21 protein-coding genes are annotated in these 21549 nt (G+C 63.7%); 10 read left to right on the forward strand and 11 right to left on the reverse strand.

Annotated elements, in window-relative coordinates:
- Nucleotides 1-12 precede the first annotated feature (12 nt).
- Nucleotides 13-1737 carry an L-arabinonate dehydratase gene (gene araD / locus AC5I5I_RS18245; protein ID WP_495975351.1) on the forward strand — a complete coding sequence of 575 codons (1725 nt, stop codon included), beginning with the start codon at nt 13-15 and terminating at the stop codon, nt 1735-1737.
- 56 nt (nt 1738-1793) lie between these two features.
- On the opposite strand, the gene AC5I5I_RS18250 is transcribed toward araD, so the two are convergent.
- A complete protein-coding gene (locus AC5I5I_RS18250) occupies nt 1794-2957 on the reverse strand; it encodes a DUF2336 domain-containing protein (protein ID WP_495975352.1) in 1164 nt (387 codons plus the stop codon).
- 183 nt (nt 2958-3140) lie between these two features.
- Between AC5I5I_RS18250 and AC5I5I_RS18255 the strand changes: the two genes are divergently transcribed.
- Entirely contained in the window at nt 3141-4052 is a 912-nt protein-coding gene (locus tag AC5I5I_RS18255) for an MBL fold metallo-hydrolase (RefSeq protein ID WP_495975353.1), read from the forward strand.
- On the opposite strand, the gene AC5I5I_RS18260 is transcribed toward AC5I5I_RS18255, so the two are convergent.
- From AC5I5I_RS18260 to solA, 5 genes are all read right to left on the reverse strand, one after another.
- A complete protein-coding gene (locus AC5I5I_RS18260; protein ID WP_495975354.1) occupies nt 4037-4900 on the reverse strand; it encodes a DUF1499 domain-containing protein in 864 nt (287 codons plus the stop codon). The genes AC5I5I_RS18255 and AC5I5I_RS18260 overlap by 16 nt on opposite strands.
- A 91-nt stretch (nt 4901-4991) precedes the next feature.
- Entirely contained in the window at nt 4992-6092 is a 1101-nt protein-coding gene (locus tag AC5I5I_RS18265; protein ID WP_495975355.1) for a M48 family metallopeptidase, read from the reverse strand.
- A 20-nt stretch (nt 6093-6112) separates the two neighbouring features.
- Nucleotides 6113-7378 carry a DUF898 family protein gene (locus AC5I5I_RS18270; protein WP_495975356.1) on the reverse strand — a complete coding sequence of 422 codons (1266 nt, stop codon included), beginning with the start codon at nt 7376-7378 and terminating at the stop codon, nt 6113-6115.
- Nucleotides 7379-7381: 3 nt separating this feature from the next.
- On the reverse strand, nt 7382-9019 hold the full coding sequence (locus tag AC5I5I_RS18275) for a 3-(methylthio)propionyl-CoA ligase (RefSeq protein WP_495975357.1): 1638 nt from the start codon (nt 9017-9019) through the stop codon (nt 7382-7384).
- A 74-nt stretch (nt 9020-9093) separates the two neighbouring features.
- Nucleotides 9094-10218 (reverse strand): N-methyl-L-tryptophan oxidase, encoded by a 1125-nt coding sequence (gene solA / locus AC5I5I_RS18280; protein WP_495975358.1) that lies wholly within the window; start codon nt 10216-10218, stop codon nt 9094-9096.
- A gap of 114 nt (nt 10219-10332) precedes the next feature.
- Between solA and AC5I5I_RS18285 the strand changes: the two genes are divergently transcribed.
- Together AC5I5I_RS18285 and AC5I5I_RS18290 are read left to right on the forward strand one after the other, a co-directional pair.
- Entirely contained in the window at nt 10333-11247 is a 915-nt protein-coding gene (locus AC5I5I_RS18285) for an extensin-like domain-containing protein (protein WP_495975359.1), read from the forward strand.
- A gap of 80 nt (nt 11248-11327) precedes the next feature.
- A complete protein-coding gene (locus AC5I5I_RS18290) occupies nt 11328-12248 on the forward strand; it encodes a metallophosphoesterase (protein ID WP_495975360.1) in 921 nt (306 codons plus the stop codon).
- Nucleotides 12249-12318: 70 nt separating this feature from the next.
- On the opposite strand, the gene AC5I5I_RS18295 is transcribed toward AC5I5I_RS18290, so the two are convergent.
- Nucleotides 12319-12999, reverse strand: coding sequence for a L,D-transpeptidase (locus AC5I5I_RS18295; RefSeq protein ID WP_495975361.1), 681 nt, complete (start codon nt 12997-12999; stop codon nt 12319-12321).
- Nucleotides 13000-13360: 361 nt separating this feature from the next.
- On the opposite strand from AC5I5I_RS18295, the gene AC5I5I_RS18300 reads away from it, so the two are divergent.
- Both AC5I5I_RS18300 and corA read left to right on the forward strand, forming a co-directional pair.
- Nucleotides 13361-13537 (forward strand): hypothetical protein, encoded by a 177-nt coding sequence (locus tag AC5I5I_RS18300; RefSeq protein ID WP_495975362.1) that lies wholly within the window; start codon nt 13361-13363, stop codon nt 13535-13537.
- A 103-nt stretch (nt 13538-13640) separates the two neighbouring features.
- Nucleotides 13641-14618: a magnesium/cobalt transporter CorA gene (corA, locus tag AC5I5I_RS18305; protein ID WP_495975363.1), complete on the forward strand. Its 978-nt coding sequence runs from the start codon at nt 13641-13643 to the stop codon at nt 14616-14618.
- 6 nt (nt 14619-14624) lie between these two features.
- Here corA and AC5I5I_RS18310 read toward each other — a convergent pair whose 3' ends face one another.
- Both AC5I5I_RS18310 and pdxH read right to left on the reverse strand, forming a co-directional pair.
- The gene (locus tag AC5I5I_RS18310; protein ID WP_495758549.1) at nt 14625-15380 is read right to left on the reverse strand and encodes an SDR family NAD(P)-dependent oxidoreductase; all 756 of its coding nucleotides are present in this window, start codon (nt 15378-15380) and stop codon (nt 14625-14627) included.
- A 35-nt stretch (nt 15381-15415) separates the two neighbouring features.
- Nucleotides 15416-16057 carry a pyridoxamine 5'-phosphate oxidase gene (gene pdxH / locus AC5I5I_RS18315; RefSeq protein ID WP_495758550.1) on the reverse strand — a complete coding sequence of 214 codons (642 nt, stop codon included), beginning with the start codon at nt 16055-16057 and terminating at the stop codon, nt 15416-15418.
- Nucleotides 16058-16219: 162 nt separating this feature from the next.
- Between pdxH and AC5I5I_RS18320 the strand changes: the two genes are divergently transcribed.
- The 3 genes from AC5I5I_RS18320 (at nt 16220) to AC5I5I_RS18330 (ending at nt 18896) form a co-directional block, all read left to right on the forward strand.
- The gene (locus AC5I5I_RS18320) at nt 16220-16570 is read left to right on the forward strand and encodes an RT0821/Lpp0805 family surface protein (protein ID WP_495975364.1); all 351 of its coding nucleotides are present in this window, start codon (nt 16220-16222) and stop codon (nt 16568-16570) included.
- A gap of 202 nt (nt 16571-16772) precedes the next feature.
- Nucleotides 16773-17747: a DnaJ C-terminal domain-containing protein gene (locus AC5I5I_RS18325; RefSeq protein ID WP_495975365.1), complete on the forward strand. Its 975-nt coding sequence runs from the start codon at nt 16773-16775 to the stop codon at nt 17745-17747.
- A 96-nt stretch (nt 17748-17843) separates the two neighbouring features.
- Entirely contained in the window at nt 17844-18896 is a 1053-nt protein-coding gene (locus AC5I5I_RS18330; protein WP_495975366.1) for an AI-2E family transporter, read from the forward strand.
- Here AC5I5I_RS18330 and AC5I5I_RS18335 read toward each other — a convergent pair.
- Nucleotides 18858-19691: an anti-sigma factor family protein gene (locus AC5I5I_RS18335; protein WP_495975367.1), complete on the reverse strand. Its 834-nt coding sequence runs from the start codon at nt 19689-19691 to the stop codon at nt 18858-18860. The two genes, AC5I5I_RS18330 and AC5I5I_RS18335, sit on opposite strands and share 39 nt — an antisense overlap.
- A 10-nt stretch (nt 19692-19701) precedes the next feature.
- Complete coding sequence (locus AC5I5I_RS18340) at nt 19702-20193, reverse strand: sigma-70 family RNA polymerase sigma factor (protein WP_495975368.1); 492 nt, start codon at nt 20191-20193, stop codon at nt 19702-19704.
- A gap of 257 nt (nt 20194-20450) precedes the next feature.
- On the opposite strand from AC5I5I_RS18340, the gene fabI reads away from it, so the two are divergent.
- Nucleotides 20451-21269 (forward strand): enoyl-ACP reductase FabI, encoded by an 819-nt coding sequence (fabI, locus tag AC5I5I_RS18345; RefSeq protein ID WP_495975369.1) that lies wholly within the window; start codon nt 20451-20453, stop codon nt 21267-21269.
- The last annotated feature ends 280 nt before the right edge of the window (nt 21270-21549 follow it).

Genomic DNA, 21549 nt, shown 5'->3' on the forward strand with positions numbered 1-21549 from the left:
TCACCGTAAAACATGAGCAAGAAGCGGCCTGAAGATCTCCGCAGCCATCGCTGGCTCGGCGTCAGCGATTTGCGTTCGTTCGGTCATCGCTCGCGGTTGCGGCAGTTCGGCTACGACAAGGCCGACTGGGAGGGAAAGCCGGTCATCGGCATCATCAATACCTGGAGCGATCTGAACGCCTGTCACGCGCATCTGCGGTCGCGCGCCGATGACGTGAAGCGCGGCGTCTGGGAAGCCGGCGGCTTTCCGGTCGAGCTCCCGGCTATGTCGCTGTCCGAGCCGTTCATCAAGCCGACCACGATGCTCTATCGCAATTTTCTGGCGATGGAGACGGAGGAATTGCTGCGCTCGCATCCGATCGACGGTGCGGTACTGATGGGCGGTTGCGACAAGACCACGCCGGCGCTGATCATGGGCGCGATCTCGATGGGCATTCCGTCGATCTATGTGCCCGCCGGCCCGATGCTGCGCGGTAACTGGCGCGGCCAGAAGCTCGGCTCCGGTTCCGACGTTTGGAAATACTGGGACGAGAAGCGCGCCGGCAACATCACCGACGACGACTGGAACGAGATCGAGGGCGGCATCGCGCGCTCGTTCGGGACCTGCATGGTGATGGGAACGGCCGCCACCATGATGTCGATCGCCGAAGCGATGGGGCTGGCGCTTCCCGGCGCATCATCGATCCCGGCGGCGGATTCCAGTCATCCGCGTATGTGCTCGGCGGTGGGGCGACGCATCACCGACATGGTGTGGGAAGACCTGACGCCCGCGAAGATCCTGTCGCCCGCAGCCTTCGATAACGCCATCAAGGTTCATATGGCGCTCGGCGGCTCCACCAACGCGATCGTGCATGTGGTGGCGATGGCGCGGCGCGCCGGCATCGCGCTCGACATGGACCGATTCGACGCGATTTCGCGCGAGGTGCCGGTGATCGCCAACATCACGCCGTCCGGCCAATACCTGATGGAGGATTTCTATTACGCCGGCGGTCTGCGCGCCCTGATGGCAGAATTGCGCGACCTGCTCGACCTGTCCTGCCTGACGGTGACCGGCAGGACGCTCGGCGAGAACATTGCCGGCGCAAAAGTGCATCTGCCGGAGGTGATCCATCCGCTGTCCGATCCGATCTATGAGGGTGGCGCGACCGCGGTGCTGACCGGCAATCTCGCGCCGAATGGCTGCGTCATGAAGCCGTCGGCGGCGGACCAGCGTCTCACCCAGCATCGTGGCAAGGTGATCGCGTTCGATGACTACAACCACATGATGCGCGAAGTGGAGCGCGACGATCTCGAGGTCACCGCCGATCATATCCTGGTGCTGAAGCATGCCGGGCCGCAGGGCGGGCCGGGCATGCCGGAATGGGGCATGCTGCCGATCCCGAAAAAGCTGGTGAAGCAGGGCGTGCGCGACATGCTGCGGATTTCCGATGCGCGGATGAGCGGCACGAGCTACGGCGCGTGCATCCTGCATGTCGCGCCGGAAAGTTTCGTCGGCGGGCCGCTCGCTTTCGTGCAGACCGGCGACGAGATCGAGGTCGATGTGAAGAACCGCCGTATCCACCTTCATGTCAGCGACGAGGAGCTGGCGCGACGGAAGAGCGCGTGGACGCCGCCGAAGCCGCATTACACCCGCGGCTATGGCGCGATGTTCGCGCAGCATATCGGTCAGGCCGACCAGGGCTGCGACTTCGACTTCCTGCTGGCCGGCGAAAACACGCCGGAGCCGGAGATCCACTGATCAGTCTGCGCCGACCGACGCAGGCCGGTGACGCCGCCCCCGCAGTGGATGGATCGTCAGCCGGTCTGACCCGGCCGTGCCGGCATCGCCTGCACATACCATTCGAGCGCCAGATTGGTCGGAACGTGCGGCTTGTCCTCGGCCTTGCGGCGAAGACGATAGAATTCGAGCGCGGAGCGTGCGGTGGCGAGCTGCAGACGATCGAATTGAGCGAGCGCGTCGCTCAGATCCATCGGCGAGAGCCTGCGATCCGCCGATGGCATCATCAGGATGGCGCGGGCCGTGGCGCGGCAGCATTTTGCGGCGCGCGCCAGGATCAGGATCAGGTCGGTCGACCGGTCCAGCAGCGCGCGTTCCACAAGCTCGATCTCGAAGTCGCCGAGAGAAGCGAGCGCGACCGTGGCCCGCTCGAAATCGTCGGCATTCGCATAGGCGTGCAGATCGGCCTCGCTGAATTGCCCGGTGCGGTGCAGGCGCTTGATGCGCGCGACGGCGCGCGCGTGATCGCGGGAGGTGCTGCGCACGTTATCGCCGATGCTCGACGAGACGTCGGCAACGGTGGCATCGATCACGTCGGCAAGATGCGGGTTGGCTTCGATGAGGCGCGCCCGCACTTCGGCCGAAGCGCTGTCAAGCAACTTCACAAAATGATGCCGCGGAATATCGCGGCGCGAGCCAACATAGCGGGCCAGCCCTTCGTCGTGCGCGGCCTTGCTGACGAGTTTTCCAAAACCGCTGTCGGAGAAGCGCGCGCCAGCATTGCGTGCCACCAACTGGATGACGCGGCTGTTGCCGCGCTCGATCAGCACGTCGGTCACTGGCTCGCTGAGGCTTTCACGCTGGGTGATCGCCTGAAGGTGGCCCTGGCTCTTGGTGCTTGCATTCTCGACCAGATCGGCGTCCGTCAGTTGCTGCGAGCGCATCAGCATCGGGGCTGCGACGGCAATCGAATCGTCGAAGGCAAGCGTACGGACCACCTTCTGCGGCGCGTCGGGGCGCCCGGACAGGCGGCGGGACAATTGAGCCTTGGCGTTGACCTCGATCGTCTCGATCAGGACCAAAAGGATATCGTCGAACAGCGCAAGTTGCTCTTCCGAGTGGCGGCCCGATCCGGCCAGGAACAGGTCGGTCATGCGGGTGAGAGCGTCGAGCCGCATCGCGGGCGAACCCGCGGAGATCGCGCGTTCGAGATCCTGAATGAGAGAGGGGGTGTCGGACATGGCATTCCGTCTTGCTTGCAAATGGCAGGTTCCGGCGAACTACGGCTTATCTGCTATAAGCATACGCGCAATGCTTGAATGGTTTTTGCCCCGATTGCATTGTGTGTGATTAAAACTTTCGGCAAATGCGATGCATGCATTATCTGCCCGAAATTCCACAAGAATCGTGTGTTTAGAAATCCCATGTCCGACGATATTCCCTTCGACAAGAGCTTCGACCTCGAAACCGGGGTTGTGAAGGAAATTGCGCCTCTGGTGCGTGCCGTCTGCGTGGGCAATGCCGGCCCGTTCACCTTCAAGGGTACGGTCACCTACATTGTCGGGCGCGGCAAGGTTGCGGTCATCGATCCCGGTCCGGACGACGACCGCCATGTCGGCGTATTGCTCGATGCGCTGCGGGGAGAAACCATTAGCCATATCGTGTTGACGCACACCCATCGTGACCATTCGCCGGCGGCGGCGGCACTCAAGGCCGCGACCGGCGCGCCAACCTTCGGAGAGGGGCCGCATCGCGTTTCGCGCCCGCTTCATATCGGTGAAATCAATCCGCTCGATGCAGCCGGCGACACGGATTTTCGCCCCGATGTCAGGCTGTCCGACGGTGACATGATCGAAGGAGAGGGCTGGACGCTGGAAGCGATCACGACGCCCGGTCATTGCGCCAATCACACGGCCTACGCGCTGAAGGAAACCAGCGCGCTGTTTTCCGGCGACCATGTCATGGGCTGGTCGACCTCGATCGTTGCACCTCCGGACGGAGCCATGAGCGATTACATGAACTCGCTCACCAAGATCGCGAAGCGCCAGGAGACGGTCTATTTCCCGGGCCACGGCAATGTCATCCGCGACGCGCCGCGCTTCGTTCAGAGCTATATCCGCCACCGGCTCGGGCGCGAGGAATCGATCCTGCACCGGCTCGCGAAAGGCGCCGCGGATATTCCGACGCTGGTGCGCGCAATTTACATCGGGATCGATCCGCGTCTGATCGGCGCCGCCGGGCTATCCGTGCTGGCGCATCTGGAAGACCTGGTGGCGCGCGGCAAGGTCGCGACCGAGGGCGTCCCCTCGATCGCGGGGCATTATCGCTTGGCCTGAGGCGTACCCTGCTTCGATTTGGGGGCCGGCGCCTTCTCCTTGGGCGCGGGCCGTCGGCGTTCCTCGCGCTCGAGCTCGGCATCGATATTCTGTTCGAGGCTTTCGAAAAAAGCGCGGATCCGCGACGCGTTGCTGCCCAGATCGTGGAAGCCGTAACGCGATGACGATCGCATATCCACGCGCGAACTTTCGTCGACGCTACGAACGCGGATCACGATGTCGTCGCGAAAACCCATGATCGGGGTTCGGGCCACCGCCTCGATCCGGCCGTCGCGGCGGTTGGGTTGCGGGCTGCGCGCATCCAGCACCAGCCATCGCCGCTTGTTCACCAAGGCCAGCGCCTGATCATAAGCGTTTTTCGCTGGGACCGACAATTCCAGCGGAGCGACATCGGGATAGGCCGCGCGCTGCTGCTCGGCGGCATAGAGTCCGGCATATTGCGCCGGGTTGGTGGTCCGCGAGCGCAACCGGCGCACCGCATCGAAGGCCGGTGGGTCCAGAACATCGGTGGTGATGTCGTAGATCGGCGGCAGGGTGTAAGCCTTGGTGCCAAGGTAAAGCGGGTAGGCGAGCAGCGCGGCCCCGACGAAAATCGCGGTGACGGCATAGCCCAGGCCGCCGAGACCCAGCCGCCAGATCGTGACGAAGGAGCCGAGCGCCAGCAGGATCGCAAGTACGGCGAAGGCGAGCGCACCTGCGACGGTCGCCACGCCGGGCAGGACTTCGATCAGGCCGGCTCGGACGATGATGATGGCGATCAGCGTTGCGACCACGGAAAACAGCGCCAGCCGTCGCGCCCAGACGGCAAGCTTGGAATTCGGTTCGTCGGGAAGCCGGCGGCGCGCCATGGGATGTCCGTGTCCTGCGCGGAGAGGGGACTTTAGTTCAGCATGATTCTACCCGAAAACCGGTGGCCGCTTTCCGGGGGTCGTGCTGGCGTTAGCCCGCGCAGATGCGTTTCAAGGCTCTCCACTCGGCCGCGTCAAGCAGCGTTGCGCCACCACTTTGCGGCGTGGCGATGGCATTGATGCGCGCCACCCGATCGGGGGTGGCCGGGTGGTCGAGAAAGATCGATCCGGAGCGTGTTTTTCCGGCAATTCGGGCGAGGAACCGGCCGAGCGCGCGGGGATCGCCGCCGGCGGCCTGAATGGTGCGTACGGCAAAATCGTCGGCCCGGCTTTCGGCGCCACGCGAATAGGCCGATTTGAGCAGCGATTCGCTGGCCAGAACCACGGCGCCGCCGCCGACGAAATCGCCGAGCAGGATGCCGAAAATCAGCGACAGCCCCGTGGCCTGGAGAATGGCGCGGGTGCCGTCGCGATTGGCAACATGGCCGAGCTCGTGGGCGATGACGCCGGCGACTTCGTCCACAGTCCCGGCCTGGTCGATCAGCCCCTTGAAGACATAGATATGGCCGCCAGGCAGGGCGATGGCATTGGCCTCATCGCGCCGGATCACCGCCGCATAGAGTGGCAGGCGCCAGCCGGCGGCGATTTGCAGCCGCGTCATCAGCTTTTCGAAGGCGGCACGTCCGGCCTCTTCGGCAGCCGCGCTTCCGCATTCGAAGGGGCGGTCGCCGGTCCCTTTGTCGAGCATGGCACGGACCTGGGTATCCGCCGCGCTGCCGAGCCGCCGCTCGATGCCCTGCGGCACCAGCGGGGCAAGCCGGTCGGCGATCGCCGGGAGCCCGTAAACCGCGACGGCAAACAATGACACTGCCGCAAGGAGACTGAGCACGATCGCCTGCCGCCGGGCCTTGCGCGCGCTCGCTCCGGTGCGGTCGATGTCGGGGCAGGCGAGGTCGATGGCATGGGCCATGTCGTGATCGGCGATGTCGAGCCGCGCGAGGTTTTCGGATTGGCGCAAGGCGATGCGAAAGATGTGCGCGGGCGCGGACAGATGTTTCAGCCGCGGATAGGGCCATTGGTCGATCAGTTCGCCGGCCCGGTCGAAGATCACCACGGCGCGTTCGTTCAATTCGATGGTCACGTCGTGGCGCGCCGCAGTGACGCCGTCGAAGTAAACCGCCGCGCTTGTCATTCCCACTGCGACGGACACGGTCATATGCCACCGAGATTGAGGACATCGGCGATGCCCTCGCCGAGCGGCGAACTGGCATCGCCCGCCGCCTTCACCTGAGCGATCGGACGGGTGTCGGACAATTCGATCGAGCCAGCTGTCAGCCGCCAGACCGAGAGCGTGACCGTCGCGTTGTAGAGCGTGATCAGCCCCAGCATGAACACAACGTAGGTGCCGACCATCATCGCCACGGTGACGAATTCAGTCAGCATGGCGCCACTCTCGAAAAATGCGCCGAGGACGATTAGTCCGAAGAAAACCCCGACCAGCAGCACCACGATGAAGGCGATCAGAAAGCCGATGAAACGCAGATAGGCGACATACACATCGCGCGTGCGCAGGTGTGACGTTGCGACGATCTCGCCGAAGCGGATGCCGTTGATCCACCAGCGCATGACCATGGCGTGGAATGCCGGCAATATCAGCGCGACCAGCGCAAGGGTGACGGCGAATGCCACGATCGCAAAACCGAACTGGCCGAGAAAGCCGGGGCTTGCCTTTTCGACCCGCCCGATCACGTCGCCGCCGCCGCGCAAGGCCGCCATGACTGCTGACCATCGGATCGATAGCAGCGCGACAGCCGTCGCCAGCAGCGGAACGAGCACCGCCAGCCACATCAGGAAGCCGCGGACGAACAGATGCCAGCCCGACCCCACGAAGCTGCCCTGCAGGTCGCCGTAGAACGTGTTGCGCATCTTGAAGCGCTCGAGCGCCGCGCGCGTGAACGGGTAGGCGAAGCCCAGCGTCAGCGCCGTCCAACCCCACCACCACACGGCACAGATCGCATAGCGGATGGCGCTGCCGGTCTGGTGGAAGCGCAGGCCGCGAAACACCGTGCGGGTCAGCCGGTAGCGGCGGGCGAGATAGATGCCGTACTGGCTCAGGAAGGCGAGCAGCAGCACCGCCGAGGCGGAGAGCACGTTCCCGAACGCGCCAAGATCCAGCACCGTGATGGTGAAGGCGGTGTAGATCGGCAGGATCAGCGCGATCGCGAAAAGGAAGCCCTGCAGCAATTCAAGCGCGGTGCCGGAATATTCCAGCGACTCGCCGTCGATCTCGGTATTGGCCCACAGGAAGCGTCGGATATCGGTCGCAAGCCAGAACCGGTATAGCCCGAGCGTGACCATCAGCAGCACGGCGCCGCGCACGACGATCCGCCAGTAATCCTTCTCCGGTCCGATGAAACGGATCGGGCGCGTTGCGCCGTTTGCCGCCCCGGCAACCGTGCCCGCATCCGCAAGTGTCATCTCTCACTCCGCAGCCACCGATCCCGGCAGGATGTAATCCCTGAAGCGTTCGCGCAACGCCGTTTTCAGGATCTTGCCGGTGGCGGTGTGCGGTATCTCGTCGACAAAAGCAACGTCGTCGGGCAGCCACCAATCGGCGACCTTGCCTCGCATGAAGGCCAGCATTTCGTCTTTGTCGACGTTCTCATCTTTCTTCAGCACAACGATCAGTAGCGGTCGCTCGTCCCATTTCGGATGCCGCACGCCGATTACCGCGGCCTCCGCAACCTTGGGGTGACCGACGGCGAGATTCTCCAGATCGATGGAGGAAATCCATTCGCCGCCGGACTTGATCACGTCCTTTGAGCGGTCGGTGATCTGCATATAGCCATGCGGGTCGATGGTCGCGACATCGCCGGTATCGAAGAAGCTCCGATCGTCGAGAATGTCGGCATCGTCCTTGAAATAGGCGCGCGCGACCGCCGGCCCGCGAACCTTCAGGCGGCCGAAGGTCCTGCCGTCCCACGGTTGATCCGTGCCGCGATCGTCGGTGATGCGCATTTCGACGCCGAATGGCGGGTGGCCCTGCTTGACCTTCAATTCGTAGAGCGCGTCGCTTTCGAGCGCGGCATATTCCGGCTTGATGGTGCAGAGCGATCCGAGTGGCGACATCTCCGTCATGCCCCAGGCATGGATGACGGTGACGCCGTAATTCTTCTCGAACGTCTCTGTCATGGCGCGCGGGCAGGCCGAGCCGCCGATCACCACGCGGTTGAGATAAGGCAGCTTGGCGCCGGTCGCTTCGAGATGTTGCAGCAGCATCAGCCAGATGGTCGGCACCGCGGCGGTGCAGGTGACGCGACACTCGTCGAGCAACTGGTAGATCGAGGCGCCATCCATCTTCATTCCCGGCATGACCATCGCGGCGCCGTTCATTGGCGCGGTCAGGGCCAGCCCCCAGCAATTGGCGTGGAACATCGGCACCACCGGCATGATGACGTCGCGCGATGACACACCCATGGCATCGCCCATGCTCGCCATCATCGAATGCAGCACATTCGACCGATGCGAATAGAGAACGCCCTTGGGATTTCCGGTGGTGCCCGAGGTGTAGCACATGCCCGCTGCAGTATTCTCGTCGAAGTCTTTCCAGGCGAAATCGCCGTCGGCCTCGGCAAGCCAGTCCTCGTAGGGCACCGCATTCTTCAACGTTGTGGCCGGCATATGCGCGGCGTCCGTCAGCACGATGTAGCGTTCGATCGAGGGCAGCCGGTCGGCGAGCTTTTCCAGCAGCGGAACGAAGGTGAGATCGGTCATCATCACGCGATCCTGTGCGTGATTGACGATCCATGCGATCTGGTCGGGAAACAGCCGCGGATTGACGGTGTGATAGATCGCGCCGATCCCCATGATGCCGTACCAGGCTTCGAGATGGCGGAACGTGTTCCAGGCGAGTGTCGCAACCCGGTCGCCGAGGCCGATGCCGTCGCGTTCGAGTCGCTGCGCGACCTTCAATGCGCGGTTGCGGACGTCGCGGTAGCTGGTGCGATGGATCGGTCCTTCGACCAGCCGCGATACGATCGGGCGATCGGCATGGAAGGTGGCGGCGTGATCGAGGATGCGATGGCACAGCAGCGGCCAGTCCTGCATCAATCCGTGCATCGCGTTTCTCCCGGTCGTCTTTTTTGCCGTTGACGGGGAGGTTACAGACCCGCACGGGCGGCGGGAAGTGCCGTTCAGGCAAACCGTGACAGCCGGAAGCGGCGAATATCGACGGCCGTGCGGCCGGTCAGCGAAAGCTCGGCCAGCGCCTGGCCGATGACGGGTGCAAACTTGAAGCCGTGGCCGGAGCACGGCGAGGCGATCACGATGCGCTCGCGTCCCGGCAGACGATCGATGACGAAATCCTCGTCAGGCGACATGGTGTAGAGGCAGGTCTTGGCGTCGGCGACCGGTCCCGCGGCCGCAGGCAACATCCGAAACAGCGGGCCGGTGATCGTGGCGCGGTCGGCGTCATTGACGGACCGGTCACAGGTGTCCGGATCGACCACTTCGCCGTCATGGTGGTGCTTGGCGATTTTCAGCAGGCCGTCGTCCTGCAACGGAAAGCCGTAGTGAATGCCATGTTCGCTCTCGATCATGAAAACCGGAAACCAGCCGGTCCGGAATAATTCCGGTTCGCCCGGACGCACCCACAGCAGCACCTGCCGCGTCACCTCGAGCGTCACGCCGAGATCGCGAACCAGCGATCCGGTCCATGCCCCGGCAGTAACGATGGCATGACCGGCTTCATAGGTCTTGCGTCCGGTCGTGACCCGCACGCGCTCGCCGACCTGCTCGACCGAAATGACCTGTTCGCCGGTCCGGATGTCGGCGCCGGCAGCGGCGGCAAGGCGCAGATGCGCACGGATGCCGGCTTCCGGATCGACGAAGCCCGCATCCGGCTGGATCACCGCGACATAATCCTGCGGCAGCCGGAATGCAGGATAGCGCCGCATCAATTCGTTCGCGGTGACCACCTCATGCGTGAGACGATGCTGCTGCGCGGCGGCGAGCGTGCCGCTCACCAGGACCGAATCCGGCCGCCCGATCTCGGCGATGCCGGTGATCGTCATCAGCGATCGTCCGGATGCGGTTTCGAGTTCGCGCCACATTGCGGCGGCGCGCCGCACCAGTGGTACGTAGGACGGATGTTCGAAATATCCGTGGCGGATGATGCGCGTGCGGCCATGCGAGGAACCGCGGTCATGGCCGGGCTCGAAGCGTTCCAGGCCGATGGCACGGACATTGTTGCGCGCCAGATGGTAAAGCGCGGCGCTGCCCATGGCGCCAAGCCCGACCACAATCACATCATGGGTCACATTCGACTTCCGGAATCTGCGTCCACCAGACGCTAGCACAGCAGGGCAAAAGAGAAATTGCCATCGCGACAACGATCCCGCACAAATGCCGCATTCGCCGGGGAAATGCGCGCGGTGGGACGCCTCTTTGCAGTTTTTCCGGTGGTCGCGGTGCTGTGGCTCGTGCATGGCGCACAGGCGCAGACCCGGTCTGCATCGCCATTTCCCACGCCGCTGAAATCGGCTGAGCCGAAATCCGCCGAAGCGGCGCAGAAACCGTCAAAGCCTTCACGATCCAGGGCGTCCAGACCGAAAGCGGAACCCGGTGCACCCGTGCCGCAGCCGGACACCGACACAGGTCGCATCGCACCAGTGCCAATGGAAGCGTTTGCGGCCGAGGCCGACCCGCAACCGGCGAACGAGACCGATAGAGGCAAGCCGGAGGAGCCGTCCGCCTGCCAGCTTCGCGTGGCGGACAAGATCGCGGTGATCGAGCCGTTGCCATCGCTGGCAGGGCCGGGCGATTGCGGTGCGACAGACGTGGTTCGGCTCGAAGCGATCATCCAGCCCGACAAGTCGCGCGTGACGCTCAGTCCGCCTGCCACCATGCGCTGCACGATGGCGGAAGCGCTGGCGAATTGGGTGCGCGAGGACCTCACCGGGACGACAGCGCAGCTCGGCTCCGCGCCCCGCATGCTCGACAACTACGCGTCCTACGATTGCCGTGGCCGCAACAGGGTAGCGGGCGCCCGAATCAGCCAGCACGGTCTTGCCAACGCGATCGACGTGCGCGGCGTGCATCTGGCCAATGGCCGGTTTGCCTCGTTTACCGACCGCAAGCTCGATCGCGAGTTCCGCGAGGCGGTCCGGAAGAGCATCTGCGAGCGATTTACCACAGTTCTAGGTCCCGGCTCCGATGGCCATCACGAAGACCATATCCATATGGACCTTGCAGAACGGAGAGGCGGCTACCGCCTGTGTCAGTGGAATGTGCTCGATCCCGCGGGCGAAGTCCCGTTGCCGCGACCGCGGCCAAAAGAGGCGCCGTAAGTGGATTAACGCCGATATGCCACGGCCTTTCTCCGGTCGTGTGAACCGTCCCTTCATCGCCGTCCCGTAAATGCGCTGACATGAAACCCGTTCGCCCGTCTGATCTTCTGCTGCCCGACGCCCCGCGCCGGCCGCTGATCTCGCGGCGTTCGCTGCTGCTGGGCGGACTCGGCGTGGCAGCGGTGTCAGGCTCGGCCTTCGCCGGCTATGCTGGCGTCGAAGCGGCGGCGATGCTGGATGTCACGCGCTACAGGCTGCGCCCGCGAAACTGGCCGGCGGGTCAGAAGCTGACGATCTCGGTTATCGCCGATCTGCATGCCGGCGGTCCCAATATGGGCATCGAGCGCATCAGCCACATCGTCGAGACGTCGAATGCGCTGCGTCCCGATATCGTGCTGCTGCTCGGCGACTTTGTCGCCACCCACAAATTCGTGACCGAGCCGGTTCCGGCGCCGGTCTGGGCCGCGGAATTGTCGCGGCTGAAAGCCCCGCTCGGGGTGCATGCGATCCTCGGCAATCACGACTGGTGGTTCCATGAGTCCGAGATCCGCCTTGCGCTCAAACGCGTAGGCATTCCCGTGATGGAGAACGATGCGGTTCTGCTCGGCGAGCCGGGGGCGCGCTTCTGGCTTGCTGGAATCGGCGATCAGCTTGCGGTGCCACTGGGGCAGGGCCGCTTTCGCGGTGCCGACGATCTGCCGGCGACGCTTGCCAAGATCGGCAGCGACGAACCGGTGATCCTGATGGTGCACGAGCCCGATATTTTCACCAGGGTTCCGGACCGGGTGTCGCTGACGCTCGCGGGTCATACGCATGGCGGGCAGGTCCGGGTGCCGTTCGTGTGGCCGGCCTTCGTGCCCTCGCAATATGGCGCGCGCTTCGCCTACGGGCATATCGTGGAGGGCGGCCGCGATCTCATCGTGTCGGGTGGACTTGGCACCAGCGTGGTGCCGATGCGGGTCGGGGTGCCGCCCGAAATCGTGCATGTCGAACTGGGTTAGGTCGCGGGCCCGGGCACAAATGAAAACGGCGCCCGAAGGCGCCGCTCGCTCAACCTGAAGCCGTCGCCGGTCAGAACGGCAGGATACGATCCAGCCCGCGATGCGCCATCTGCGGGTTGTTCGGCGAATCGCCCTGCTTGGGGGCGAGCACGACGACGACCGTGTTTTCCTTGGTCCGGTTATAGAGGTCGATGACGTCCTCATTGGTCATGCGGATGCAGCCTGAGGACACCGCCGAGCCGATCATTTCCGGCTGATTGGTGCCGTGAATCCGGTACAGCGTGTCCTTGCCGCCGGCATAGAGATACAGGGCGCGCGCGCCGAGCGGATTATGCGGGCCGGGTCCGACCTGATTGGGGATGCTCGGTCCAAGCCGCTCCTTGATCGCCTGAGTCGGCGTCCAGGTTGGCCATTCCGCCTTGCGCTGAACCTTGGCAATGCCGGAAAAGGCCAGCGCCTCTTCACCGACCGTGATGCCGTAGCGGATCGCCTTGCCGTCAGGCAGCACGTAATAGAGGAAGCGCGAATCCGCATCGACCACGATCGAGCCGGGGGCCTCCTTGCGGTGGTAGTTCACGATATGGCGCCGATAAGGCTCCGGAATCGTCGCCGGCGCATAGGGCGCTTTGGCGAGCAACTCACGGTCGCGCGGCTTCAGGTTAGATTCCGACGCGGGTTCATAGGTCGCCGTGGTCGTGGTGTTGCAACCCGACAAACCGATCCCGATCAGGAGAAGCGCGATCAGGCGCATCACCACATCCCTTACTATTATGCCGCAGCGGCGAGATTCCCGAGCGACCATATCCGAAAAACGCGAGTCATCCAGCCTGCAGGCCAGGTTTGCCGGTCAGTCCTGTGAAAGTGTTGCCGGAAAGCCGCAAGCCTGTGACCGATACGCCCGCAGGGCGCTGCTGACGAGGATTGCACCAACTTCTTAAGCGACCGTTTACCGTGAGCGGCCCAGAACCGCCGGTGAAATCAGCCGACACGGCTTTGTGACGCTCTGCCGCCAAGTCTTACCATTATCCGCCCAATTCAGCCTCACTGGCTCCGCATCGGTCGGGCAGGGTCCAGGCTTGGGACGAAACAAAATGCCCTTGAGGAGGAAGTTTATGAACACCGCCAATTCGACTGGTGACCAGCGGGAGACCCGGCGGCCGGAAGCGGATCTCGACCGCCGCTACGGACGGATTGCGATCTCGGCAGTGGTTGCCGCGTTGCCCTATAACGGCGAGAGCAAGTCGACGACGCAGGCATCGAAGGACACGCGCAAGGATCGCGCGGCCTGAGGTCGATCGCGCCGGTGCGTGATTGCCATTTAGGACTTGCACGGACCAACGGTGCATGGCCATGACTCCGCCGCTGCGGCGATAGCCGTTTCTTGGAGGGGCCATGCTCACCGTCTTTGTCCCGCGTGGCACCGTGCTGGAGCCGCACCCGCTCGAGGCGGGCGAAGCGATCCCCGAGGCGGCAATCTGGCTCGACCTGATCAATCCGACGGTCGAGGAAGACAAGCTGGTCGAGCAGCGGGTAGGTGTCGCCGTGCCGACCCGCGAGGAGATGCAGGAAATCGAGATTTCCAGCCGTCTCTATGTCGAGAATGGCGCGCGCTATATGACCGCGACGCTGATGTCGCATTCCGATACCGCAACGCCGGTCACAACGCCGGTCTCTTTCATTCTTGCAGGCCAGCGCCTGGTGACGGTTCGATATGACGAGCCGCGCCCGTTCGCGATGACACGTCACAAGCTCGGGCGCGCCTGTCCGGGCAATGTGTCAGGGCAGACCGTCCTGCTGGAACTGCTGGACGCCGTGATCGATCGCGCCGCCGACATTCTGGAACGGGTTGGCGCGGAGGTCGACCAGGTGTCGCGCAAGGTGTTCGATCAGCGGCGCAGCCGCGGCGGATCCTCGCGGGTCTATCAGGGCATCCTGTTTTCGCTCGGCCGCAAGGGCGACCTGTGTTCGAAAGTGCGCGAAAGTCTGGTCTCGATCGGGCGTCTCGTCCTGTTTCTTGCACACGAAGACGAAGCGACGCGCTGGTCCAAGGAGATGCGCGTCCAGCTCAAGACGATGCAGCGCGACACCCAGTCGCTGTCGGACCACACCACCTATCTGACCAACAACATCACCTTCCTGCTTGATGCCATGCTCGGCCTTGTCAGCATCGAGCAGAACAACATCATCAAATTGTTTTCCGTGGTCGCGGTGGTGATGATGCCGCCGACGCTGGTCGCTTCGATCTACGGCATGAATTTCGAGTTCATGCCCGAACTCAAATCCGTCTACGGCTATCCGGTGGCGCTGATCGCGATGGTAGTGTCGGCCGTCGTGCCGTATCTTTTCTTCAAGTGGAAGAAATGGCTGTAGTCCAGCCTAGACGTGCTGGCCGCCATTGATGTGAATTTCGGCGCCGTGCACGTAGGACGACGTCTCCGTGCACAACACGTAAATGATCTTCGCCACCTCGTCGGGGGTGCCGAGCCGGTGCATCGGGATTTGCTGCTCGACGATCTTCTCGGTGCCGGGCGACAGGATCGATGTATCGATTTCGCCCGGTGCGATCGCATTCACGCGTATCCCGAGCGGACCGAAATCGGCGGCCATTTCGCGCGTCAGCGATGCCAGCGCCGCTTTCGAGGTGGCGTAGGCCGCGCCCGCAAACGGGTGCACACGCGAGCCCGCGATCGACGTCACGTTGACCACGGAGCCATGCGTGGCCTGCAATTCATTCCTCAGGCCGCGCGCGAGCATGATCGGGGCGAAGAAATTTACCTGAAAGACGTGCTGCCAGGTCTTGATGTCGGTCGCCAGCGCACTCAGCCGCGCGCCGCCGGTCGCCTTCGGTGAAATCGCCGCGTTGTTGACCAGCGCGTGCAATTGACCGTCCGGAAGCCGGCTCTTGATTTCGGCGATGGCTTCTTCGGTATTCTCGGGATTGGAGAGGTCGACCTGGATATGATCTTCGGGGCCCGCCTCCCACGGGCAATTCTCCGGAAAGGCGTTGCGCGAACAGGTGATGACACGCCAGCCGGCAGCCGAAAAGCGCTTCACCGTCGCATGCCCGATGCCCCGGCTGGCGCCGGTCAGCAGGAGCGTGCGGCGCGGGCCGTTATGGTCGGACTGGGGCATCTGACAATCCTGTTGGGACGCGCCGTGAATGGCATTCAGGGATAGAGGCGCGTCCTGGTCCAAGTCTCATGTATCTGGCTGCGCGTGAAGGCGATACGGTCGTGCAGGCGGAACGGCCGATCATGCCAGAATTCTATCGCCAGCGGGGCAATGCGAAAGCCCGACCAGAATGGCGGCCTTGGAATTGCTCCAAGCGGATAACGGGCGGTCACGCGCGCGACCGAGGCTTCGAACGCAAGACGGCTTTCCAGCGGTGACGATTGCTTGCTTGCCCAGGCGCCGATCTGCGCAAGACGCGGCCTTGTCGCGAAATAGGCATCGGCCTCGGCGTCGCTTACCTGTGCCACGTTGCCGCGAACGCGAACCTGACGGCGCAGCGACTTCCAGTGGAAGACCAGGGCGGCCTGCGGACGCTCCCGCAATTCGTGCGCCTTGGCGCTCTCGAGATTGGTGAAGAACACAAAGCCGGCCTCGTCAAAGCCCTTCAGCAGGACCATGCGCACGTCCGGAAAGCCGTCGGCGCCGGCGGTCGCAAGCGCCATCGCGTTGGGATCGTTCGGTTCCGAGCGGCTCGCTTCCTCCATCCAGGCTGAAAACAGCGCGAGTGGCTCTGAGGATTCGGTAAAATCACCGTTCCTTAACTGGTCCGGAAGTTCAATAGCGGGTGTGTCTGTCATGTCGTGGGGTACCGAGTGGCCGGCCCGTCTTCAGCCGTCCGATCCAAGGTATATAGGCGAGCATGGTCCGCTCGCCTATGCCGAATGCTGCTTTGCGGCAGTGCGCTTGCCGCTGCTTGCTTTGCCACAAGCGGATGCAGCACCGAGGTCAAACTGCCCAGCATGAGGGGCGACGACAAGCCGGTCCATACCGGTTCGATTTTGAGCCCGTCCTCACCGGAAGGCCCGGGGCTGCCACCGGCATCCGACCTCGTTTATGCCAAGGTCGCCGCCTCCGAAGTCATGAAAAGCGGCGCCGCGGATGCGAGCCTTCCCTGGCAGAACCCAGCCTCCGGCGCGCGCGGCACGGTCATGCCGGTCGCGTCGGCCTACGAGGTCGAGGGCGCGCTGTGCCGCGACTTCGTCGCGAGCTATGTTGCCGAAGGGGCGGAATCCTGGATGCAGGGCGAGGCGTGCCGCGCCTCCCGGGGTGAATGGGAGGTCCGCAAATTGAAGGCGTGGCGCCGTTCCTGACCTCTGGATGGGACCGCCGGTCACGGGGTTGCACGCCAGACCCGCTTCGACGCCCGTCGAATGTACCCTGATTAGCTCACCGACGTTGCGAAAATCGGACTACAGTCCCAAATACCCACGATATCACATGCCGGGCATCGGCCCGGATTTATTCTGAACACGAGCCGGGTCTTTGGCCCTGCCGAAAAGGAGTTACCGTCACATGCGCGACCCCTACGAGGTGTTGGGGGTGCCGCGGGGGGCTGCGGCTGGCCAGATCAAGTCAGCCTTTCGAAAGCTTGCCAAGAAGCACCATCCGGACGCCAACAAGGACGATCCGAAAGCCTCGGAGAAGTTCGCCGAGGCCAACTCGGCCTATGAAATTCTGGGCGACGAAGCCAAACGCAAACAGTTCGACGCAGGCGAGATCGATGCCGAAGGAAAGCCCCGGTTCCAGGGCTTCGAGGGCATGCATCCCGGCGGCGGCGGATTCCGCGCGGGCGCGGGCGGCGGTCCGGACATGCAATTCGAGACGTTCACGTTCGGCCCGCAGGGCGCGCAGCGCGCCGGTGGCGGCGGCTTCGGCGGTATCGACGACATCCTGAAGGAAATGATGGGCGGCCGTGCGCGCCGCGGCGGCGGCCGGACCTTCGAGCCGGAGGAATTCGCTCCGCCGCCCGGACGCGACGCGGCTGCATCCACCACCATCACGCTGTCCGATCTGGCGCATGGCGGATCGCGCCGGGTCTACCTGCCGACCGGCAAGGAAGTCGACGTCAAGATTCCAGCCGGTCTCTCCGACGGACAGCAGATCCGGCTGAAAGGGCAGGGCTTCTCGGACGGCGGCCCGGCCGGCGACGCGATTGTCACCGTGCATATCGCCAAGCATCCGTATTTCGAGCGCGAGGGGTCGAATATTCGGCTGGATCTGCCGATCACGCTGGACGAGGCGGTGCTCGGCGGCAAGGTCCGGGTCCCGACGCTGGATGGCGCGGTCGAGTTGAACATCCCCGCCAATACTAGCGGCGGCCGAACTTTCCGCCTGAAGGGCAAGGGACTGCCAGACAAGACCGGCAAGGGCGATCTGCTGGCCACCATTCGCATCGTGCTGCCTGAACAGAACGATTCCGATCTGCAGGCGTTGATGGAGAAGTGGCGGGAAACCCGAGCCGACGATCCGCGGAAGATTTTCGGCTGACGATCTGCGCGGACGTCGATCTCTTCGATCTCGCTCCTCAAACCCGCGGCGGCCGACAGATCGCTGCGCTGGATCCCGAGATCGGAAGGTCTGTCCTTGAGTACGGCGAAAGCGATCGGCATCGTGGCGGGTATCGCGCTTGCGCTCGCGCTGCTGGTCCTCATCGCGCAAATATTGCTGCTTGTTTTTGCCGGGATTTTGCTCGCGATCGTGCTCCGCTCGATCGCGAATGGAATTGATGCCGTCTTGGGCATCGGCAAGGGCTTGAGCCTGACTCTTGCCTTGAGCGCTGTCGTTCTGACGGTCGCCATGGGAAGTTGGCTCCTGTTGCCGGACATTGTCGCCCAAGGCCAGCAACTCGCCGATCAATTGCCGCGCGGATGGGATGCGTTGCGCCAGCGGCTCAGCGGGTTTTTTGGTAACATGGGCCTGATCGACCTCGCGTTCGATCGCGCCGCTTCGCCAAGTCATGGCGCCATGCAGGACATCGTTGGCGGTGTTTTCGGCGTGGTCTCGGGGACGCTCGGGATACTGGGAAGCGGATTGGTGATTCTGTTCACCGGCATATACCTCGCCGCCGATCCGCAGACCTATCGTGACGGGCTGATACGGCTCATCCCGCCGGCTCATCGCGATCGGGCGCAACGGCTCGTTGATGAGATCGACCGGGTGCTGCTGTGGTGGCTGATCGGCAAACTGATCGAGATGGCGCTAATCGGTGTGTTGACCTATCTTGGTTTGTGGGCGCTGGGGATGCCGCTAGCTCTGTCGCTCGCGATGATCGCCGCGCTCCTGACCTTCGTGCCGAATTTCGGACCGATCATCTCGGCCGCTCCGGCCGTGCTGATTGCGCTGGGCGATGGCCTGAACCAGGCTGCGCTGGTCATGTCGCTTTATGTCGCCGTACAGGCGGTCGAAAGCTATCTCATTACGCCACTCATCCAGCAGCGCACCATCTCGATGCCGCCGGCCCTGACGCTCGCGATGCAGCTTGTGGCCGCCGTGCTGCTCGGCATTCTGGGGCTGGCGCTGGCGACCCCTCTGACCGCCGCCGGTATTGTTCTGGTGCGCGAGCTTTACGTCAAAGACCTGCTAGAACGAGACCGCGCCTCAACCGCCACGCCGGCTGACCAAAGGCTCGACCGATGAGCGGTTCGGATGCGGAGGCGGTGCCCGGTTTTCGAGTTGCTCGAACGCCGACCGTGCCAGCTCCTTCAGCTTCATCTTGTCGGCGGGGCCGGCGACCACGTAGCCATAATCGCTGACCACCCAGCGGATCGCCGCGACATTGTCCGATGTGTAGTACCGGAAGGCGGACTGAGGCTGCTGCAGCTTCGAGATATAGAATGTGATGCGGTCGCCGCTGCCGTTTTCAAACATCAGCAGGGCAGCGGGCCCCGCTTCACCCGGCAGCAGGCGCCCGCCCAGGAGCTTCATGTCGAAAGCCGAGAAATCCGGGATGCGCACCGTGGTGCCGACTCGTCGCGACAGCCATGGCGTCAGGTGCGCTTCGCTCGCGCCGACTTCGACCGGGTGCCGGATTTCGCTGATGTAAAGCTTGTGCGCGGCGAGCGCACGCTGAGCGAGGTCGTCCGCTGGATCGCCGATTGCGGCAACGACTTCGGTCGTGCTCCGCGCCATCCAGCCGGCCACTCCACCGACAAGGAAGGCGAGTGCCGCGACGGCCGCTGCGATCGCACGCCAGTTGCGGCCGGATCGCATCAATGCCTCGATTTTCAGGCGGGACGGAATCGCCTCGTTCGCTGTGCCACTGAAGCGCGCGCGAATCGCGTCCGCCTGCAGGCGCCACGCGGCGATGCGGGCTGCATCGTCCGGATGCGAAGCTAGCCATTGTTCGACAGCATCGCTGCGATCGGCCGGCAATTCACCGTCCACATAGGCGTGCAGTTCGTCTTCGGTCACGGGTAGCGTCCGATCGACCATCGTTTAACCTCTACTTCACGCGGCGCAGCGCCGGGCGCTCGCCGTCGAGATAGGCCTTGATCTGCGCGCGCGCGCGCGCGAGCCGCGACATCACCGTGCCGATCGGCACGCCTTGGACGTCGGCGACCTCGCGGTAGGTGAGGCCTTCGAGCACCACCAGCAGCAACGCCTGTTTCTGGTCTTCCACCAGCAGATCCAGCGCTCGCGAGATATCGCGCCCACCGGCTTCGGGACCGGCCGAATCGGGTGCGTCATTGTCGTCGAGCGTGGCGGTCAGCGGGCGCCGCGCCAGCGAACGCAGCCGGTTGCGGTTGAGATTCGTCAGAATCGTGAACAGCCACGAGCGGATTTCACCGCCATGGAACAGGTGCTCCGAGCGCAATGCGCGGACCAGGGTGTCCTGGACCAGGTCGTCCGCGAGTTCCCCATCCCGGGTGAGAGCCCGCGCATAGCGCCGAAGTGCCGGAACATTGGCTTCCACATCCTGACGAAAGCTGCTCATCTTGGGTCGCGGCCCCTGTTATGGGTTCTGGCGCTATATGGGTTCTGGCACTCTGGCAGCTCTTGCAGGGCCGTCCTCCACGAGGCAAACACCCTTCGGACATTCAATATTCCGAAAATGTCGCCGCTTCCGAGGCCTGCCGGGCTTCTTGAAGGCCAGTATACCCTATGCCACAAGGTGGCGCATGGGTGCGGGGGATTTGATGTGGCCGCAGATTTTGCCTCGTTGTCGTCAAGGCGCGTCAAAAAGGAAAAGTAATGGCTGACGCTTCTGGCCTGATGCGCGGAAAGCGCGGGCTGATCATGGGGGTTGCCAACAACCGTTCCATCGCCTGGGGGATTGCCCGGGCCTGCCGCAATCATGGCGCCGACCTTGCCTTTACCTATCAGGGCGACGCGCTGAAAAAGCGGGTCGAGCCGCTGGCGGAGGAGGTCGATGGCATCGTCGTCGGCCATTGCGACGTGTCGGAGCCCAAGAGCATCGATGCGGTGTTCGACGCGGTCCGGTCGGCCTGGGGCTCGCTCGATTTCGTGGTGCACGCCATCGCCTTCTCCGACAAGGATCAGCTCGACGGCCGATACATCGACACCACCGAAGACAATTTCGTCAAGACGATGCTGATCTCCTGCTATTCGTTCACGGCGATCGCGCAGCGCGCCGAGAAGCTGATGACGAATGGCGGATCGATGCTGACGCTGACCTATTACGGCGCCGAGAAATGGATGCCGCATTACAATGTGATGGGTCTCGCCAAGGCCGCGCTGGAAAGTTCGGTGCGTTATCTCGCGGCCGATCTCGGCGTGAAGAATATTCGCGTCAACGCGATTTCCGCCGGTCCGATCAAGACGCTGGCCGCGTCAGGCATCGGCGACTTCCGCTACATCCTGAAATGGAACGAATATAATACGCCGCTGCGTCGCAATGTGACGCTCGACGAGGTCGGCGATGCCGCAGCCTATTTCCTGTCCGATCTGTCGCGCGGCGTCACCGGCGAGGTCCATCACGTCGATGCCGGCTATCATGTGGTCGGGATCAAGCATCCCGATGCGCCCGACCTCACCGTCGGCGAAGTGTAATTCCGTCCATTCGTCCCCGCTTGGTCGCGGGCGCACTGAAAAGCAAAACGGCCGGACCGCGAGGTCCGGCCGTTTTCGCGCGGTGAGCGCTGACGTCTGAAATCAGGCCGCGACCCGGTACAGGATCACGTTGTCGGCCTTCTTGGCCTTCTTCGCGGACTTCTTGCCCTTCTTCTTCGCGGCAGCGGAGAAGTCGACGACGTTGTTCAGCTCGGCCTTCTTGGCCTTCTTCGCCGACTTCTTGCCCTTCTTCTTCGCGGCAGCGGAGATGTCGGTGGCG

This window comes from Pseudorhodoplanes sp., from assembly GCF_059499825.1.

Excerpts from the sequence above, each read along its gene's own strand:
- araD (WP_495975351.1), top strand. The coding sequence starts at position 13 with ATGAGCAAGAAGCGGCCTGAAGATCTCCGCAGCCATCGCTGGCTCGGC.
- AC5I5I_RS18250 (WP_495975352.1), bottom strand. The coding sequence starts at position 2,957 with ATGTCCGACACCCCCTCTCTCATTCAGGATCTCGAACGCGCGATCTCC.
- AC5I5I_RS18255 (WP_495975353.1), top strand. The coding sequence starts at position 3,141 with ATGTCCGACGATATTCCCTTCGACAAGAGCTTCGACCTCGAAACCGGG.
- AC5I5I_RS18260 (WP_495975354.1), bottom strand. The coding sequence starts at position 4,900 with ATGGCGCGCCGCCGGCTTCCCGACGAACCGAATTCCAAGCTTGCCGTC.
- AC5I5I_RS18265 (WP_495975355.1), bottom strand. The coding sequence starts at position 6,092 with ATGACAAGCGCGGCGGTTTACTTCGACGGCGTCACTGCGGCGCGCCAC.
- AC5I5I_RS18270 (WP_495975356.1), bottom strand. The coding sequence starts at position 7,378 with ATGACACTTGCGGATGCGGGCACGGTTGCCGGGGCGGCAAACGGCGCA.
- AC5I5I_RS18275 (WP_495975357.1), bottom strand. The coding sequence starts at position 9,019 with ATGCACGGATTGATGCAGGACTGGCCGCTGCTGTGCCATCGCATCCTC.
- AC5I5I_RS18290 (WP_495975360.1), top strand. The coding sequence starts at position 11,328 with ATGAAACCCGTTCGCCCGTCTGATCTTCTGCTGCCCGACGCCCCGCGC.
- AC5I5I_RS18295 (WP_495975361.1), bottom strand. The coding sequence starts at position 12,999 with ATGCGCCTGATCGCGCTTCTCCTGATCGGGATCGGTTTGTCGGGTTGC.
- AC5I5I_RS18300 (WP_495975362.1), top strand. The coding sequence starts at position 13,361 with ATGAACACCGCCAATTCGACTGGTGACCAGCGGGAGACCCGGCGGCCG.
- corA (WP_495975363.1), top strand. The coding sequence starts at position 13,641 with ATGCTCACCGTCTTTGTCCCGCGTGGCACCGTGCTGGAGCCGCACCCG.
- AC5I5I_RS18310 (WP_495758549.1), bottom strand. The coding sequence starts at position 15,380 with ATGCCCCAGTCCGACCATAACGGCCCGCGCCGCACGCTCCTGCTGACC.
- pdxH (WP_495758550.1), bottom strand. The coding sequence starts at position 16,057 with ATGACAGACACACCCGCTATTGAACTTCCGGACCAGTTAAGGAACGGT.
- AC5I5I_RS18320 (WP_495975364.1), top strand. The coding sequence starts at position 16,220 with ATGAGGGGCGACGACAAGCCGGTCCATACCGGTTCGATTTTGAGCCCG.
- AC5I5I_RS18325 (WP_495975365.1), top strand. The coding sequence starts at position 16,773 with ATGCGCGACCCCTACGAGGTGTTGGGGGTGCCGCGGGGGGCTGCGGCT.
- AC5I5I_RS18335 (WP_495975367.1), bottom strand. The coding sequence starts at position 19,691 with ATGGTCGATCGGACGCTACCCGTGACCGAAGACGAACTGCACGCCTAT.
- AC5I5I_RS18340 (WP_495975368.1), bottom strand. The coding sequence starts at position 20,193 with ATGAGCAGCTTTCGTCAGGATGTGGAAGCCAATGTTCCGGCACTTCGG.
- fabI (WP_495975369.1), top strand. The coding sequence starts at position 20,451 with ATGGCTGACGCTTCTGGCCTGATGCGCGGAAAGCGCGGGCTGATCATG.